This is a genomic window from Niallia oryzisoli, assembly GCF_036670025.1.
In the GTDB taxonomy this organism is placed as follows: Bacteria; Bacillota; Bacilli; order Bacillales; family Cytobacillaceae; genus Bacillus_BD; species Bacillus_BD oryzisoli.
The window spans coordinates 3,356,502-3,372,727 of record NZ_CP137640.1; the positions used below are offsets into that span (position 1 = coordinate 3,356,502).

Genomic DNA, 16,226 nt, shown 5'->3' on the forward strand with positions numbered 1-16,226 from the left:
GGAAAAGGAGTGACAAAATTATGTCACTCCTTTTCTTCAAAAAGCTTAAGATATTCTTTATACCCTTCTTCTTCCAATTTTTCCTTTGGAATGAATTTAAGCGAAGCGGAATTAATACAATAGCGTAAACCTGTAGGCTCTGGTCCATCATTAAACACATGGCCAAGATGGGAGTCAGCCGACTTGCTTCTCACCTCTGTCCGAACCATAAAATGACTGAAATCTGTTTTTTCAACCATTTCTTCTTCTGCCAGCGGTTTTGTAAAACTTGGCCAGCCGCAGCCTGCATCAAATTTATCTTTTGAAGAAAACAACGGTTTACCCGATATAATATCTACATAGAGCCCATCGTGAAATTCATTCCAGTATTCATTTCGAAAAGGAGGCTCTGTTCCATTATTTTGCGTAACCTCAAATTGTATCGGTGTTAATTTTTTTTGCAGATCTTCCCTTGCCACTATTCATTCCCCCAATGTTTTTCAATAAAGGCTTTTCTTCCTGAACCAAACTGATAGCGCTCATAATGCGCCGGGTTTTTCTTGTAATAATGCTGATGATATTCTTCAGCCGGATAAAACGGTTTGGCTGGCAGAATTGCTGTTGCAATCGGCTTCGAAAACCGTCCGCTTTGCTCTAATTGGCGCTTTGACTCCTCTGCCATCTGTTTCTGATTTTCATTATGGTAAAAGATGGCTGTTTGGTAAGACTGCCCGCGATCGTAAAATTGACCTCCGGAATCTGTCGGATCAATTTGCTGCCAATAAATCGACAATAGCTTTTCATATGAATAAATCGCTGGATCAAACGTGATTTGTACTGCTTCAAAATGTCCCGTTGTTTCAGAACAAACCTCTTCATAGGTTGGGTTTTCCTTTATTCCTCCGGTATAACCTGATATTACTTTCATAATTCCCGGCTCTTCATCAAATGGTTTGACCATACACCAAAAACAACCGCCGGCAAACGTTGCCAATTCATACTTCTGATCTGTCATCTATAACACCTCTTTCCATTCCTTTTTGCCCAGATTTTATCTATTCATACTTTCATTCATTGGGACTCGTAAAGAAAACAATATATCATCGTTTTTCAACTGAAATTCTTCCACCCTGACTTTAAAATTACTTTTCAATTTCATATTTTGTAATGATAAATAGATTTTTTCTTTGTCCGGTTGGATGACGACCCACTCTGGCACTTCATAACTATCTTTAATGAATTCTAATACTAATGGTACAGGAAGTGATAATTTGCCAATCGACATCGTTTTCTGTTCTAATTCGATGTCTCCATTTTCAAGTGCATGAGGTTCAAAAGTCATTTTCATTTCAACCTCGCTGCTAAAAACAGGGAGTGATCCATATAATTCCACTTCATCTGTTAAAATCAGTTTATAGTCAATTTTTCCGGATAACTCCTCTTCTAAATAATGATTAATTACTTTATTTAAATCCTGTTTATTTGTTCTTACCTGAAAATAAACATCGTTTTGATCCAGTGTTTGCTTTGGAGGCATCACATCTTCAGCAGAACGACTGAACAACAAAGCCCCAAAAACAAAAATAACGATCAACACTGCACCATTTATTCCCAAAAGCAGGTAAAATAACCTTTTCCAGCGCACTGCCTTCAATTAAAGCTCCCCCTGTTGTTGAACTAACCATTTTTGCTCAATTACTTCTTCAATCGCATCTTTCTCTAATTCCTCATACACTTTTCCAGCAATTAATTCATACCCCCGATTATTTGGATGAAAATAATCAGTATATAATAACTCCTCTTCATCATTCTCAAATAGTGACATAATTTCTACATAATATGTATCTGGATATTGCGCCAATATTTCTTGGCTTGTCACATTCCAATCGCTAACCACTTCATTCATCTCTTCTATATCTGGAAACCACTTATGAAAGGGATTATATAGACCAACAAGAACGATATGAATGTCTGGATTCTCACTTTTGATGACTTCTAAAATCGCAGATAAATTTTCCTTAAATAAATCCCGCTGCGCTGTAAAGTCCCCCTTCTTCAAGCTCGTAATATTTTCTCGAACCACTTTCATCATATCATTTCCGCCAATTGTCATAATAACCATATCCGCTCCCTTAATAGCGGCTAATACATCTTTATTCTCCACTTTTTTTACTAATTGATCGGAGCGATACCCCTTTATACCGAAATTTTCAAAGTCGACTTCCTTAATATTCCTCTTTTCCTCAAGTAACGACTGTAAATAAGGCAGGTAGCCGCCTTTCTCGGTAATATCTCCAACCCCTTCTGTCAACGAATCTCCTAATGCAACAATTTTGACATTTTGCGGCTGAACTACTGCAGGGGCAGCCTTAATGAATTGATTGGTCTTTTCAGCTTTATCTACATTTGTAGCGATAAAATATATTCCGATACATGAAAAAATAGAGAGTATGGCAAGAAATAGAAAGATGAGCCTTTTTTTCATCTCCTCACCCGCCTTCTTGAAGTACATTCATTATACCACGTTGTTAATATATATCAGAATTAAAAAAGGCCTAAAAATAGGCCTATTGTAAACTCTTAATATCTTTTATCAGCTGCTCCATAGGGAATTCCGATAAACCGGTGTAATCCTTCAAGACCTTGCCTTCTCCATCAATTAAATAGAAGCTTGTCCCATGTACCACCTGGTCACCGGCTTCAGGTTTCTTCACAAATGCTTTAAAGCTATCTAATGCAAATTTTTCAATATCCGACTGCTTGTATCCAGTAAGGAAATACCAATTGCTGTACTCAGCATTAAACTTTTTCCCGAAATCATATAATACCTGGGGTGTATCCACTTGAGGGTCGACACTGAAGGATACAAATTGAATATTTTCTATACCTTCCTTATTTGTTTCATCCTGAAGCTTTTTCATATTTGCAGTCATCGGAAGACAAACATCTTCACAGTTTGTAAAAATGAAATTCGCTACCCATACCTTCCCTTTTAAATCCTTTAATCCAAAAGGCTCTTCATTTTGATCCGTATAAGAAAAATCTGATACAGGCCAATTATAAGGATTTTTTATGCCGCCGCAAGCCGTCAGCAATAAAGTAGTTGCTGCTAAAATTAACAAAAGAATCCGCCATTTCACATTGTAACCCCCGTTCAAACGATTCATAATTGTTATTATTTTAGCAAAATTTAATGAATAAAAAAAGAGAAATGCTTGTCTGATTTTGAACATCATACAAGCAGCAAATATTATTCACAAATAGGAACAAAAATCTTAAATGTCGTTCCTACCCCTTTTTCACTCTCAACTTCAATTCTGCCTTTCATTCTTTCAATAATTTGATAACATACCGTTAACCCCATACCCGTTCCTTTTTCTTTTAAGGAATAAAAAGCAGTCCCAAGCCGCTGCATTTCTTCTTCGGTCATACCAATTCCGGTATCACTGATTTCAAACACGCCGTACCGGTCTTCTTGATAAAGGCTTAATCGTAATTCTCCTCCGTCCTTCATTGCTTCAATGCTGTTTTTCAACATATTAATTAATACTTGCTGAAGTTCATTTTTAATTCCTTTAACGGTGACATTTTCCAAAACAGGTGTCATCATAATAATATTTTTGGACATCATGGCATAGGAGTTCATTAAATCCATTACTTTTTCAGAGAGCTCTTTTCCAGCTATGCTTTCAGCTTGTTCCATATCCGGCTTTGCTAAGGATAGATAATCATTAATAATCGTCTCAGCACGATTCATTTCCTCAATCATCAGTCGAATATACATCCGCTCTTCTTCGCTCATTTGATCTTTGGCAAGGAAAATTTGTAAAAAGCCCTTTACGACGGTCATTGGATTTCTAATTTCATGGGCAACAGATGCAGCTAATTGTCCAATGGCATTCATTTTCTCGGCCCGCTGCAGCTCACGAATCAGCTTTGAGCTTTCAATAATGTTCTCCACTTCATCAAAAACCTCTTCTAAATTATGTACGGGAATCTGTTGGTCCGATGTTCCTTTTTTATCAGAAGTAGCAGGTAATTTATCAACAAGAATGGACAATTGTTTGACCATTAGATTAAATCGGTCGCATAACATACCCAGATCTGTATTATCTGTCACTTTAAGATTTATATCAAAATTACCGTTACTTACTTCATTAAACCCTTTTATTAATTCATGTACTGGCTCTAAGGCCTTATTAAATCCTGTTTTCAAAATAAAGAAAATAAATGGAGTCATAGCTAAAAACAAAGCAATTAAAAAGAAAGCATATTTCTTTTGCGCCGCTACAATAGAGTCTGCCTGTATATCTACCCCGAACAAGGCAATCATTTTTCCTTCTTTGTTTACGATAGGGGAAAAAGCAGTAATCCAAGATCCATTTTCATCGCGGTATACCTTACTGTGAGCAGCTTCTTTTGATTTCACCGCTTGATTATAGCCTTCCATCCATTCTTGATTCGCTTTATAACTTGTTAATGAAAGCCAGCCGTTCTTTCTTTGTTTTTCATCTGATGTGATAATAAAAACTTCATCTTTTTTTGTAAGTTGACTGTCTACAATAAAGCTATTTAAATAAAGGATATTTTTATCCGTAAAGTTCGACAGACTACTTTTCAATTTTATAAAATCAGCATTCCTCTCATTTTTTGCATTCAAAACGGTTTCGACATCCTCTGATTGGATCGTTGTACTCCATAATGCCGCAGCATCCATTGCATGTTCAGATAAAAGTTCCTCCATTTGCTTGGACTGTAAATAATAACTAAAGGCTGAGGTAATTGCTACAATCATAAACGTAAGGAAAAAAGATAATATAAGTAATTTTTTAAACAGTGATATATTTTTGAGAAAATCTGTCATAAGCTTGTCCTCAATTCCTTTTCACTTGTCTATATACTTCAATTCACTATTGTGAATATTGTAAAAATATCCTTCTAGTAGATTCGACAATCCACGATACAATTCCTTCTAATAAACTTATTTTTTTATTCGCACTATTAATACCATAAATTAAATACTACAGAAAACAACAATACTTAACTTTCATTCTATCATTATCTGTTTTAGTATCAAAAGAAACTTTGTCAACAAAGACTACTTTCTTTAGCACGAAAAACCATTTGAGGCTAGTCAAATGGTTTATTACTAATTATTCAACATAGTACATGAAACCTATTGCACCGGGCCCTGTATGGGTACTGATAATTGGAGTTGTTTCATCTATAGCTATTTCTTCATAGCCTATTGTATCGGAAATAGCGTTCTTAATTTTTCGAGCGAGTTCATTTCCATCAGCATGAACAAGCCCTACGCCCTTAATTATTTTTTCTTCTGAATCTTCAGCAAATCGGGCAGCCAGATATTTGGCTACTTGGGCATGACTTCTTACTTTCGCAGCAGGTGTATATTCGCCATTTTCTAATGAAGCAATCGGTTTGATATTTAACAAGGAGCCAATTATCGCTTTCCCTTTCCCTATTCTTCCTCCTTTAACTAAGTTGTCCAATGTATCAACAACGACAAAAAGCCGTGTATTGCTACGGATTTCGTCTAAACGATTTAAAATCGATTGAACACTTTTTCCTTCCCGTGCCATGGCTGCCGCCTCGATTACTTGAAAAGATAACGCTTTCGAAATAAAGCGTGAATCGACTACAGTTACATTGGTTTCTGTCATTTTAGCCGCACTTTCTGCAGACTGTACTGTACCGCTCATTCCTCCCGTCATGTGAATCGATATCACATCATAGCCCTGTGAACCAAGCCTGTCGTACATTTCGACAAAAGCACCTGCTGAGGGCTGAGAGCTTTTTGGTAATTCTTGTGATGTTTTCATTTTTTTCATAAACTCGCTGGGAGTAATATCAACTCTATCTGTATATGTTTCCCCATCGATACTAATCGTTAATGGGACCACATTAATATCCAATTGATCCAGTTCTTCCTGAGTAAGATCCACTGTTGAATCAGTTACTATTCTAATTTTTTTCGTCAATCCATTCACGCCCCTTTTGCAATTAGTTACCATTATACTAAGAATAGTAATTTTAGGGAAATAATATTTTAAGATAATTTATTGATAGAAAAAGTCTTCGAATCCTACGATTCAAAGACTTTTTCTACTCTTATTCAGTTAGCACTTCTTCATCATCGCCAAATTCAGCTTCCCGCTGCTTTTCCTTTTTTAATTTTCTTTTATAAACAAACTTCGATAAATTCACACTGATTTCGTAAAGGAATAACAGTGGAACAGCAACAATAAAATCTGACATAAAATCAGGTGGTGAAATAACAATTGCTACAATAATTAGAACAAAATAAGCATATTTTCGGATCTTAGATAGGACGTATGGATTCACAATTCCAAGCGATGTTAAAAACATTAACACAACAGGGAGTTCAAATAGTACCCCAAACGGAACGGTTGTCGTTAAGATAAAGCGAAAATATTTTTCCGCTGTAAAGTTTGTGGCCATCATCTCTCCGCCTAGTTCAATTAAGAAACCCATGATGGTTGGAAAAATGACAAAATAACCAAAACAAAGACCGATGATAAAAAGAAAAAATAAAGCTGGAACATATGTTAATGATACTTTTCTCTCAATTGGCTTTAAAGCTGGTTTAACAAAGAGCCAAATTTGCGTCGCCAAAACCGGAATGGTTCCTGCCACAGCAATTACAGTAGCTATCATGAAATAAACCCACAGGATATCACTAGGTCCCAGTACAATAAGCTTTACATCCAAATCCTTTGTTATCCATTGATAGAGCTCTTCAACATAAAAGAAGCCAACGATGAAAAAGACAATAAAAGCGGCAACCGAAATAATAAGTCTTTTTCTTAATTCATCTAAATGATCTATTACATTTAATTCTTTATCTTCCATCTACTTCCCCTGCTTTTTTCTTTAATCACGAAAAAATGTAGGACACTAACAGTTACATTTACAGACTGAGCGATCCCCTTACATCTGGAATGATACATTTAATAATGATACATTTAATATAGAAGAAAAAGGTGTAAGAATAATCTCACACCTTATTTAGTCACTTCTTTCACTTCTTTTACTTCTTTTTTCACTTCTTCTACTTCATCGATAACATCACTAGTGAGATCGCGTGTAGATTTTTTAAATTCACGCAGTGTTTGACCAAAAGCACGTCCGATCTCAGGCAATTTCTTTGGACCAAAAATAATAAGAGCTAAAATAAGGATTAATATTAATCCAGGAACCCCGATATTTGATAACATCTGATACATCTCCCTTTGTCATTACTTGTCTAACTACCATGATTATATTACACTGGCTATCATTTTGGGAAATGAACGGTAAATTTTCATGTAATCTTCACAAAAAACATTATTTATTTACAAAATGTGATGTTTATCATTTTTATTATTTGCAGGTAGAAACCTTCAGCTTAGTGACTAGATTAATAAATGAAAAAGCGTGCTGTCGTTATTGATTACAGTGTAAGTAAAGCCTTTTTTCTGCATTCTGTCAATTAAATCATTATAATCATCTTTGAATTTCAATTCAATACCAACAAGGGCTGGACCATTATCCTTATTATTTTTCTTTGTATATTCAAAGCGAGTAATATCATCATTAGGCCCCAATACTTCATCTAAAAATTCACGAAGAGCACCGGCACGCTGAGGAAAATTAACGATAAAATAATGAAGCAGCCCCTCATATAATAATGATCTTTCTTTAATATCCTGCATCCGGCCAATATCATTATTTCCGCCACTGATAACTAAAACAACTGTCTTGCCTTTAATTTGTTCTTTATAAAAGTCCAATGCTGCAACAGGAAGTGCACCTGCAGGTTCAGCAACAATTGCATGTTGATTATATAATTCTAAAATGGAAGTACATACCTTTCCTTCTGGAACCACAATAATATCATCAAGAAGCTCTTCACAAACAGCAAAGGATTTTTCCCCAACACAGGCAACCGCAGCACCATCAACAAAACTGTCAATTGCATTTAGCGGTGTTACTTCGTGATTTTTAATAGACGATTTCATAGAAGGAGCACCGGCAGGTTCAATTCCAATCATTTTTGTTTCTGGTGAAACACTCTTCATGTAAGTACTCATCCCTGCCATCAATCCGCCGCCGCCAATACTGCCAAACACATAATCGATTTTGTCTTCACAGTCATTCAAAATCTCAACAGCAACTGTCCCTTGACCGGCCATAACCAATTCATCATTAAATGGATGAATAAACGTTCTGCCTTCCTCTTCAGCACAAAGAACAGCCTGATTATAGGATGCATCAAATGTGTCACCAGCCAAAACAATTTCAACATATTCTCTTCCATGCATTTCGACAGAGCTGATTTTTTGTTTTGGTGTTGTAGTAGGCATGAAAATTTTGCCTTTAATTTTTAACTTTCTGCATGCATAAGCAACACCTTGAGCATGGTTTCCCGCACTTGCACATATAACGCCGTTAACAAGCTTATCTTGTGGAAGCATTTTAATTGAATAATACGCTCCGCGCAATTTGAACGAGCGAACTACTTGTAGATCCTCTCTTTTCAAGTAGATATTACACTCATATTTTTCGGATAATCGTTCGTTTTTTTGCAATGGCGTCTGGGTAACGATATCTTTCAGATGTTGGTATGCTATGAGAATATCCTCCACTTGCAACCATTTCTTTTTCATTACTTTCTGTTCCATATCTTCACCCTCAATTCATTCTATATCCTAATATTTTAATCAGTACATTATATCATGAATTTAGAGATTTTCCATTACCCATTCGTAATATAAATAAAATTCTGTTAGCTTTTCTTGAAATATTTGTAAAATAATATTTTTAAAATTTGAAATCATAAAATTTTCTATCAACTTCCTGACGGTTTTTAAAGAATATTGTCTTAATTCGTTGAAGAAAGCGCTATAAATATGATATATATGTTATATACATTAAAAATGTTTTTAATAATTTATCTCTATTAAACATTTTAAAGAATAGAACTATAGTATAGTAAATCTGAGGAGGATATGAGAAATGAGTAAGCTTAAAACAGCAGAAATGGTTGCAGACATGGTTGGATTGGATTATGGATATGTAGTTGAAGCAATTGAATATTTTAAAACAATTGATGAAGCATTTAACTGGGTTTTTCTCTCAGAAGAAAACCCAACACGTCCATATACACAAGAACAATTAATTCAAAAATTAGCTTCTGTAACGAAGGAAGACATGGAGGAATTAAACGCAAAGACGGCTGGTGAATATTTAGTCATTGACGCCGACCATACTTATATTACTCCATATGGTGTAGCTTATATTAGAATTACTAGATAAGTTATAAAATAAAAAGCAGCCCATGTTGGCTGCTTTTTTATTTTTTGCTGTATTATTTACGTTCATAAATAGTAAAGAAGTAATCATATGGGTTTTTCTCATCTTTTTCACCCTTCTCCTGTGAAACTAATACCCAATTTGATTCATTGAATTCCGGAAAATATGTATCTCCGGCAAATTCCTCTTCTATTTTTGTAATATAAAGTCGGTCTGCCACAGAAAATGTCGCTTGAAATAACTCTGATCCGCCGATTACAAATACTTCCTCATCTTTTCGGCTGGATAAATCGAGCAATTCTTTAACAGAATGAATGATTGTACAGCCTTCCTGCTTATACTCTTTATTTCTAGTGACAATAATATTTTCGCGGCCCGGTAGTGGCTTTCCAATCGATTCAAATGTATTCCTTCCCATGATTATAGGATGTCCCATTGTTACCTTCTTGAAAAATTTCAAATCTGCCGGTAAGTGCCACGGCAACTTATTATCCTTCCCGATTACCCGGTTCTTATCCATTGCAACAATAAATGAAATCATCGAATGCCTCCTAAAGTATGTTTTTTTACAAATCCATTACACGGCAACAGGTGCTTTTATTGTTGGGTGTGGGTCATACCCATCCAATGAGATATCTTCCATTTCAATTTCAAATATTGAATGCTTCTCTTTATTAATATGTAAACGAGGCAATGGTTTCGGCTCACGTAAAAGCTGTGTTTCAACTTGTTCTACATGATTAAGATAGATATGAGCATCACCAATTGTATGAACAAAATCGCCGACTTCAAGCCCGCATTCATGTGCAATTAAATGGGTTAACAATGCATAGCTGGCAATATTAAATGGAATACCAAGGAAAATATCTCCGCTTCTCTGGTACAATTGACAGCTCAATTTTCCATTAAACACATAAAATTGAAATAATGTGTGACAAGGCGGCAGCGCCATTTTTGGTGTGAATTCAGGTGACCATGATGAAAGAATCAATCTTCTCGAATCAGGATTACTTTTAATTTGTTCAACTAAATCCTTCAGCTGATCGATTGTCTCTCCTGTGGTTGTTTCCCAGGCACGCCATTGCTTTCCATATACAGGACCTAGCTCGCCATATTGACAAGCGAACCCCTCATCCTCAAGAATTCTATGAATAAACTTGTCCATTTCTCCTTCATACTGCTTGCGAAAGGCCTCATCTGTCTGGCTTCGCAAGCCAAAATCTGTCATATCAGGACCATTATATTCATCGCTTTCAATCCAATTTTTAAATGCCCATTCATTCCATATATGGTTATTATGCTGGAGCAAATAACGGATATTTGTATCACCTTTAATAAACCATAGCAATTCACTTGCAACTAAGCGAAAAGGAATTCGTTTTGTTGTTAGCAATGGAAAGCCTTTTTGTAAATTATACCTCATTTGATAACCGAAAACAGATAATGTTCCTGTCCCTGTCCGGTCGCCTTTCTTATTGCCGTTTTCTAATACATAACGACACATATTTAAATACTCAATCTCTGGATGCTGCAAATCATTTACACTCCTTTTTGTAAAAAAGCCGATAAAATAATATATTCGGTTACTTTTTCAAATCTTCCTTTTTCGTTTTGTAAAAGCAATACTAATATTCATTGTAACAAAAACTACGATAAATTTTGAATCATTTGGAAGGTTTGCGGTGCATTTCTTTTCAGCTCTTCACGATACTGTCCTCCCAGGTAATAATAAGCAAAACATTCAGCAAAATACTCTTCTGGATACGTTAAAAAATAATTCCTTCCTGGGAAGAGCTTTTCTTTTTCTTGATTCCAAATATCCAAATAACTTTGTTTACTGCGAAGTCCATTATATACTTGTTTGTCAATGGAATGGGCTAATTCATGTAGTTCCAAATTGACTGAATCATGGCCATGTCCTTTGTCACTGGACCCAATTTTTACAAGGACTGTTTTCCCTCCTCCCATCCCTGGTACATCATCCCAGGTTGTTTTATGCACATATCCCCGCGGGACCAATTTAGTAAGATGTGATGCAGCTTTATTATCAGTTAACTTACCAGTAAATAGTTGAATGACTATCCCCTTTTCATTAATTTTATCTAATAAAGACTTAGGCAGTTTATCTACCCGAGATATCATTTCTGCAGCTTCCACTTGATTAAAAGGTGTTGAAGGCAGGATAATTATTTGGCTAAGAGCCTGTTCAGACCTTAAATTCATCGAAGTTTTTAAAATGGAATGTTCTGAGAATTTAATTAGCCTTATTCCTGTTTTTTCTGCTTGAGAGTTTCCCATGAGCAGTAAAGAAAGTATGATTAAGAGCAAAAGGAAATGGTTTTTTTTCATTTATGTCAGTCCTTGTCATTGTCAAATCTAGGAGGTTATGAAAAATATGTTTGAATCTATTAATCTCGAACATACATTTTATTCGATCCAGTTATCAATAGCGGAAAATCAGCATATTACAATTGGAAAACTGGGGACGTTCACTTTTCAAAAGGGAACATATATTTATGTAGGCAGTGCCAAAAGGAATATTAGACAAAGAATTGAACGGTATAAAAGAGTAAACAAAAAGAACCATTGGCACTTTGATTATCTTCGTCCATTTGGGGTAATTACTAGAATTATAACATATGATGCTAGTTTTAAAGAGTGTGATCTTGCTGAGAATATTAGGAAACAAATGAACGGTACCCTTCCTTTCAATGGATTTGGCTCTTCGGATTGTAAATGTTTTTCACATCTTATTTTTGTTGAAGACAAATAGGCACCATTTATTCACCGTTTACCCTTCCAATGCATATACTCGATAAGTAACGAATAAACTATTGAATTACCATCTATATAATGGAAATATAATTTAGTAGGATGACATAAAGGGTGAAACAAAATGAGGTTCATGTTTAAACGGGCTGCAAGAGAAGAATTGCAGACCGATTTAAATATTGTTCAACAAACATTAAATTCAGGATATTTTATGCTCATTGATCTATTATTTTGGTCACTTCTGTTAACTATTTTTACAACGCCAGCACACCATTCCTTCCTAATGGCGGTCATTATTTTCTTCGGATATTATATCTCAGGCATCAGTATTTTTTTGTTATTAAGAAGTTTGTTAAAGGAATAGCCTCTAACAATTTCTGAAAGCATATGAATAATAAAGGAGGAATGGATTTCTCATCCATTCCTCCTTACTGCTGAAAAATTTATTTTTTGAGGCCTTTCCCTGTCAACTCATCCATTTAGGAGGTGTATTTTTAGCCCAATTGATACTCCCTAAATCATGATGTGTTTGAAAATGATCGTGACTTGTATGATAGTGAAAGTTAAATACATAATCCTCTTGTGGCGGATGGTCTCTTCTTACATGAAAACGGATTACATCTTTCTTTGTCTGATTATCCATTATATGAAAAATTCTTTCCGATACACCACCGCTTGGAACTTCACTAACAATTAATTGATTTAAATTCTCATCAGGATAATGTGATGTAACTTCGGCTATCGCCTTTTCCATGTTTGGTAAAATGACATCTTTAAATTCATCTTGAATAACCGGTTTAATTCTCGTACCGAATTTTGCAAAAGAATGCTCTTCGGCTGCTCTAACCATTTCATTAATAAACTGCTCTCTGTCAGAAAAAACTTGTGTTTCAAAATAATCTTCATTAATAGACGGGTTGGCTTCATATGTGTCCCGCTTTGCCTGCTTATCTTCGTTAGGAGAATCAGTCAATAATGCTTGTGGCGTTACCAATCCAAATGTTGCAATCGTTACAAGAACCAAAAGCGATTTCCGAAGCCATTTCGGCATTTGATCTCATCTCCTTTTTTCTCCGCTTAAAGAGTTGATAAAAAAATTTCTTATTCATTATTGTACTATATTTTCCTCTATTTCTACGAATAAAAAGACCGTATAGTTTCATTTTTTTCTTGCAGCGTGCATAAAATTGATATGAAATGAAACGTTAAAGTAATAAGCTATTTTTTCATTTAGAAAATAACACAAGGAGGTACATAAATGGATTGGTCCATTACAATCGCCATTGGTATGATTTTACTTATGGGTTACTATATCTATTTGTCAGTCACAGATTAAGGAAACAAGGCTTATTTTTCTAAAATCCCGAAATGAAACTTAGCTGTTTTTCTAATTTGCACGTTAAAGCCAAATTGCTTAAATCTATCACTGCGAAAATGATCTTTTAATACAACACGATCGCTCGCAACCCGGTATGCATGATGGATCGTTTCTTCTGTTAGTGGTTCGTAAACTGCCAGCTTTTTGATTCCCTTAATTCCATCCGATTCAGATATGTTTTCTTCAAACATCGGATCAAAATAAACACAATCATAGCTGTCAGCTGGCAAACCCTTTAATATCTGTAAAGCAATGCTTGCTTTCAATTCGATGCGCTTCATGGCAGCAAGTATAGCTGGATCTCCATCATCCCATGTTTGCAATCCCATACTCATGATATAGGCAAGATAACGATTGCCTTCACAGCCTGTAACACTTCCTTTTTCTCCAACGATGAAGCTAGCTGTGATGCTGTCAGAGCCAAGCCCAAATGTACAGTCAAGCAGCTTCTTTCCAAATGATAGATTGCAGGCTTCAATAAAAGGGTCCCTTTCGCCGTTTTGTAAGCGCTTTATGCGAAACATTGCCGAGTTTGGATGAAAAAAGCATGGTTCCTGTTCGCCTAAAGGAAATAATTCAAGTCTAGTTTTACCAATTACTAAACAATCATCATGGACCTGTTGCTGTACAGCTTGAATAGATCGCTTTAATCTTGGGATATATGGAACCTGAAGGATGTTTGCTGTCTCTTCGGCACGCATAATCATTTCTTCATTTGTTCTCCCAGCAGTTGTTACAATCATACGAGACAATCCTTTCATAACGTTACATCATTTGATAAAAGAAAAAAAGGGTGCTATGCACCCTTTTTTATTTTAACAGTTTTCTGCTAATGCTGTCTGTATATTTTCCATAATCGTTTCTAGTGGCTGACCTTCAATATCATGACGGTGAATAAAGTGAACCACATCTTTTCCTTTTAATAAAGCCATTGAAGGTGAAGATGGTGGAATTTCACCAAAATATTCGCGCATTTTTGCTGTTGCTTCTTTATCCTGCCCTGCAAAAACCGTTACCAGATGATCAGGCTTTTTATCGCTTTCTGCAACAGCGGCAGTTGCTGCCGGACGAGCTAATCCTGCTGCACATCCACACACAGAATTAACAACAACAAGAGTTGTTCCTTCCGCATTATCCATAAACTGTTCAACTGCTTCTACTGTTTCTAATTCTTTAAAGCCAGATTGTACTAGTTCTTCACGCATTGGCTTCACCATTTGTCTCATATATTCTTCATATGCCATTGACATAATTCTCATTCCTCCTCGTTTTTTTCAATATAAGCATACTATAAAGTATGAATATTAGGCAATGTTATCCTTATTTTAAATGGGTCTGTTAAACTTGAATGTTGATTTATGTTCCAGGAACTTCGCTTTCCGCGGGCGACCGCCGAGCCTGTCTCGCTACTCCCGCAGGAGTCTTCGTGCCTTCCACTGCAATCAACATGTGACCAAAACCAACCTTACTCTTATACATAGCCTCAATAAAAATAAAAACAATCTAAGAGTCTATTTCTCCATTCTGGCATCTGTCATTTGCTTCCAGACGGATCCCATTGCTTTTTCTCCTTTTGCAATCCGCTCGATTGCCATCTTTATTTGCAGACTAACTTCAAATTCAGGATCCTTTTCAGCTGCTTTTAAAACAGGCAGCGCTTCTTCATTTCCCACTTCATATAAAAACATCGCTGCCCGCCAGCGTACAAGCTTGCTGTCGTCTTTTAATGCCTCAATCATGGCATCCATCGCCTCAATATATCCCAAATCCGACAAGGTATCCCCTGCTGTCCGTCTAACTGTTACACTTTTATCTTTCAAGGCTTTATATAAATAAGGCAGCACAAGCTTCTCTTCAATCATTCCAAAATAAACTACTGCTAATCTTCTAATCGATGCTTTTTCATCCTGTAATGCTCTTTCAAGAACGGGGATATCTTCTATTGTTGGATCCTCCATTTGCTCTAGTAACTGATAGCGAACTCTCCAGTCCTCTACAGCAAAATCGGATAACTGAACTTTTCTTTTTAATCTGTGCTGATGTTCCTTTTGGCTTTCCGGGTTAATGGCTAATTCTACTAATGTGCTCAGACGGTCCATTGGATAGGCGGCAAGTATTTCTTCAACAACTGTTTTCCCGACCTCATCGATTTCTCCATAACGATTACCGAAATCCTGCCATTTTCGCCCCAGTATATAATTATCCCCTGGAAGCTGTACCTTTTTGACGGATTCAACAAATTGCTCAGATAATCCAAGCCGTTTTTCCTCCTGACCATCCATTAGTTTCACTTGCAGCGGGATCCCTTTGTACATTTGAACTTGAACTTTGATTTCACCATAATGATCATTGATTTTTGTTTGATTTCGTGTTTCCTCAACCTCTTCCCCGAAAGCCTCCCTAACCTTTTGCAAAATTTCCTTCCAATCAAATTTTGCATTTCGTTCCAAAGCTAAAAAGTCTGCGACATGGTAGACACCCTTTACACCATCTATTTGTAAAATTTCCTTTATTACAGTTGGTGCGCCATCTGTCTGATCTTTTTTATAATTATTGCTTTTTCCCATAGGTAATTCTTGGTCAAGAATGACTTTCATTGTATTAGGGCTTGGTGTTGGTTCGATTGATTTAATTTTCAATCCCATCATCCTTTACAACATATTCATATTGTTATATATAGTTATTCTAACACATGAAAAATGGCTGATAAAAATAAACAGCCTGACATGTAAAAATCAGGCTGTTAACAGATAAATTACTACTA

At 35.8% G+C, this 16,226-nt stretch carries 20 protein-coding genes; 3 read left to right on the top strand and 17 right to left on the bottom strand.

The annotated features are described in order from the left end of the window. Positions 1-23: 23 nt before the first annotated feature. The 10 genes from msrB to ilvA all read right to left on the bottom strand — a co-directional run bounded on the left by msrB (position 24) and on the right by ilvA (position 8,681). Entirely contained in the window at positions 24-458 is a 435-nt protein-coding gene (msrB, locus tag R4Z09_RS16915) for a peptide-methionine (R)-S-oxide reductase MsrB (RefSeq protein WP_338447922.1), read from the bottom strand. Further along, entirely contained in the window at positions 458-994 is a 537-nt protein-coding gene (gene msrA / locus R4Z09_RS16920) for a peptide-methionine (S)-S-oxide reductase MsrA (protein ID WP_338447923.1), read from the bottom strand. The genes msrB and msrA overlap by 1 nt, the downstream gene beginning before the upstream one ends. 36 nt (positions 995-1,030) lie before the next feature. Then, positions 1,031-1,624, bottom strand: coding sequence for a YpmS family protein (locus tag R4Z09_RS16925; protein ID WP_338453293.1), 594 nt, complete (start codon positions 1,622-1,624; stop codon positions 1,031-1,033). 9 nt (positions 1,625-1,633) lie between these two features. Further along, positions 1,634-2,464, bottom strand: a complete 831-nt coding sequence (locus tag R4Z09_RS16930) for an SGNH/GDSL hydrolase family protein (protein ID WP_338447924.1) — start codon at positions 2,462-2,464, stop codon at positions 1,634-1,636. A gap of 82 nt (positions 2,465-2,546) precedes the next feature. Then, entirely contained in the window at positions 2,547-3,119 is a 573-nt protein-coding gene (locus tag R4Z09_RS16935) for an SCO family protein (RefSeq protein ID WP_338447925.1), read from the bottom strand. A gap of 110 nt (positions 3,120-3,229) precedes the next feature. After that, the gene (locus R4Z09_RS16940; protein ID WP_338447926.1) at positions 3,230-4,843 is read right to left on the bottom strand and encodes a HAMP domain-containing sensor histidine kinase; all 1,614 of its coding nucleotides are present in this window, start codon (positions 4,841-4,843) and stop codon (positions 3,230-3,232) included. 289 nt (positions 4,844-5,132) lie between these two features. After that, on the bottom strand, positions 5,133-5,978 hold the full coding sequence (locus R4Z09_RS16945) for a DegV family protein (RefSeq protein WP_338447927.1): 846 nt from the start codon (positions 5,976-5,978) through the stop codon (positions 5,133-5,135). Positions 5,979-6,108: 130 nt separating this feature from the next. Then, the gene (gene tatC / locus R4Z09_RS16950) at positions 6,109-6,870 is read right to left on the bottom strand and encodes a twin-arginine translocase subunit TatC (RefSeq protein WP_338447928.1); all 762 of its coding nucleotides are present in this window, start codon (positions 6,868-6,870) and stop codon (positions 6,109-6,111) included. 152 nt (positions 6,871-7,022) lie between these two features. After that, the gene (locus R4Z09_RS16955; protein WP_338447929.1) at positions 7,023-7,235 is read right to left on the bottom strand and encodes a twin-arginine translocase TatA/TatE family subunit; all 213 of its coding nucleotides are present in this window, start codon (positions 7,233-7,235) and stop codon (positions 7,023-7,025) included. A 177-nt stretch (positions 7,236-7,412) separates the two neighbouring features. Next, positions 7,413-8,681 (bottom strand): threonine ammonia-lyase IlvA, encoded by a 1,269-nt coding sequence (gene ilvA / locus R4Z09_RS16960; RefSeq protein ID WP_338447930.1) that lies wholly within the window; start codon positions 8,679-8,681, stop codon positions 7,413-7,415. Between the two features lie 334 nt (positions 8,682-9,015). Here ilvA and R4Z09_RS16965 point away from each other — a divergent pair, with 334 nt between their 5' ends. Further along, positions 9,016-9,315, top strand: a complete 300-nt coding sequence (locus R4Z09_RS16965; protein ID WP_338447931.1) for a hypothetical protein — start codon at positions 9,016-9,018, stop codon at positions 9,313-9,315. A gap of 52 nt (positions 9,316-9,367) precedes the next feature. On the opposite strand, the gene R4Z09_RS16970 is transcribed toward R4Z09_RS16965, so the two are convergent. From R4Z09_RS16970 to R4Z09_RS16980, 3 genes are all read right to left on the bottom strand, one after another. Then, positions 9,368-9,853, bottom strand: a complete 486-nt coding sequence (locus R4Z09_RS16970) for a dihydrofolate reductase (RefSeq protein WP_338447932.1) — start codon at positions 9,851-9,853, stop codon at positions 9,368-9,370. Positions 9,854-9,889: 36 nt separating this feature from the next. Continuing rightward, positions 9,890-10,846 carry a thymidylate synthase gene (locus tag R4Z09_RS16975; protein ID WP_338447933.1) on the bottom strand — a complete coding sequence of 319 codons (957 nt, stop codon included), beginning with the start codon at positions 10,844-10,846 and terminating at the stop codon, positions 9,890-9,892. Between the two features lie 113 nt (positions 10,847-10,959). Next, positions 10,960-11,661: an anthrax toxin lethal factor-related metalloendopeptidase gene (locus R4Z09_RS16980; protein ID WP_338447934.1), complete on the bottom strand. Its 702-nt coding sequence runs from the start codon at positions 11,659-11,661 to the stop codon at positions 10,960-10,962. Between the two features lie 46 nt (positions 11,662-11,707). Here R4Z09_RS16980 and R4Z09_RS16985 point away from each other — a divergent pair, with 46 nt between their 5' ends. Together R4Z09_RS16985 and R4Z09_RS16990 are read left to right on the top strand one after the other, a co-directional pair. Continuing rightward, positions 11,708-12,085, top strand: coding sequence for a GIY-YIG nuclease family protein (locus R4Z09_RS16985; RefSeq protein ID WP_338447935.1), 378 nt, complete (start codon positions 11,708-11,710; stop codon positions 12,083-12,085). Between the two features lie 123 nt (positions 12,086-12,208). Beyond that, positions 12,209-12,448, top strand: a complete 240-nt coding sequence (locus tag R4Z09_RS16990; RefSeq protein ID WP_338447936.1) for a hypothetical protein — start codon at positions 12,209-12,211, stop codon at positions 12,446-12,448. A 102-nt stretch (positions 12,449-12,550) separates the two neighbouring features. On the opposite strand, the gene R4Z09_RS16995 is transcribed toward R4Z09_RS16990, so the two are convergent. From R4Z09_RS16995 to R4Z09_RS17010, 4 genes are all read right to left on the bottom strand, one after another. Further along, positions 12,551-13,135: a YpjP family protein gene (locus R4Z09_RS16995; protein ID WP_338447937.1), complete on the bottom strand. Its 585-nt coding sequence runs from the start codon at positions 13,133-13,135 to the stop codon at positions 12,551-12,553. A gap of 296 nt (positions 13,136-13,431) precedes the next feature. Then, on the bottom strand, positions 13,432-14,205 hold the full coding sequence (locus R4Z09_RS17000) for a class I SAM-dependent methyltransferase (protein WP_338447938.1): 774 nt from the start codon (positions 14,203-14,205) through the stop codon (positions 13,432-13,434). 72 nt (positions 14,206-14,277) lie between these two features. Then, a complete protein-coding gene (locus tag R4Z09_RS17005) occupies positions 14,278-14,712 on the bottom strand; it encodes a BrxA/BrxB family bacilliredoxin (RefSeq protein ID WP_338447939.1) in 435 nt (144 codons plus the stop codon). A 261-nt stretch (positions 14,713-14,973) separates the two neighbouring features. Next, on the bottom strand, positions 14,974-16,101 hold the full coding sequence (locus R4Z09_RS17010; protein ID WP_338447940.1) for a conserved virulence factor C family protein: 1,128 nt from the start codon (positions 16,099-16,101) through the stop codon (positions 14,974-14,976). Positions 16,102-16,226: the final 125 nt, after the last annotated feature.

Excerpts from the sequence above, each read along its gene's own strand:
- R4Z09_RS16965 (WP_338447931.1), top strand. The coding sequence starts at position 9,016 with ATGAGTAAGCTTAAAACAGCAGAAATGGTTGCAGACATGGTTGGATTG.
- R4Z09_RS16955 (WP_338447929.1), bottom strand. The coding sequence starts at position 7,235 with ATGTTATCAAATATCGGGGTTCCTGGATTAATATTAATCCTTATTTTA.
- tatC (WP_338447928.1), bottom strand. The coding sequence starts at position 6,870 with ATGGAAGATAAAGAATTAAATGTAATAGATCATTTAGATGAATTAAGA.
- R4Z09_RS16930 (WP_338447924.1), bottom strand. The coding sequence starts at position 2,464 with ATGAAAAAAAGGCTCATCTTTCTATTTCTTGCCATACTCTCTATTTTT.
- R4Z09_RS16940 (WP_338447926.1), bottom strand. The coding sequence starts at position 4,843 with ATGACAGATTTTCTCAAAAATATATCACTGTTTAAAAAATTACTTATA.
- R4Z09_RS17005 (WP_338447939.1), bottom strand. The coding sequence starts at position 14,712 with ATGTCAATGGCATATGAAGAATATATGAGACAAATGGTGAAGCCAATG.
- ilvA (WP_338447930.1), bottom strand. The coding sequence starts at position 8,681 with ATGGAACAGAAAGTAATGAAAAAGAAATGGTTGCAAGTGGAGGATATT.
- R4Z09_RS17000 (WP_338447938.1), bottom strand. The coding sequence starts at position 14,205 with ATGATTGTAACAACTGCTGGGAGAACAAATGAAGAAATGATTATGCGT.
- R4Z09_RS16990 (WP_338447936.1), top strand. The coding sequence starts at position 12,209 with ATGAGGTTCATGTTTAAACGGGCTGCAAGAGAAGAATTGCAGACCGAT.
- R4Z09_RS16995 (WP_338447937.1), bottom strand. The coding sequence starts at position 13,135 with ATGCCGAAATGGCTTCGGAAATCGCTTTTGGTTCTTGTAACGATTGCA.
- msrA (WP_338447923.1), bottom strand. The coding sequence starts at position 994 with ATGACAGATCAGAAGTATGAATTGGCAACGTTTGCCGGCGGTTGTTTT.
- R4Z09_RS16970 (WP_338447932.1), bottom strand. The coding sequence starts at position 9,853 with ATGATTTCATTTATTGTTGCAATGGATAAGAACCGGGTAATCGGGAAG.
- R4Z09_RS16985 (WP_338447935.1), top strand. The coding sequence starts at position 11,708 with ATGTTTGAATCTATTAATCTCGAACATACATTTTATTCGATCCAGTTA.
- R4Z09_RS16980 (WP_338447934.1), bottom strand. The coding sequence starts at position 11,661 with ATGAAAAAAAACCATTTCCTTTTGCTCTTAATCATACTTTCTTTACTG.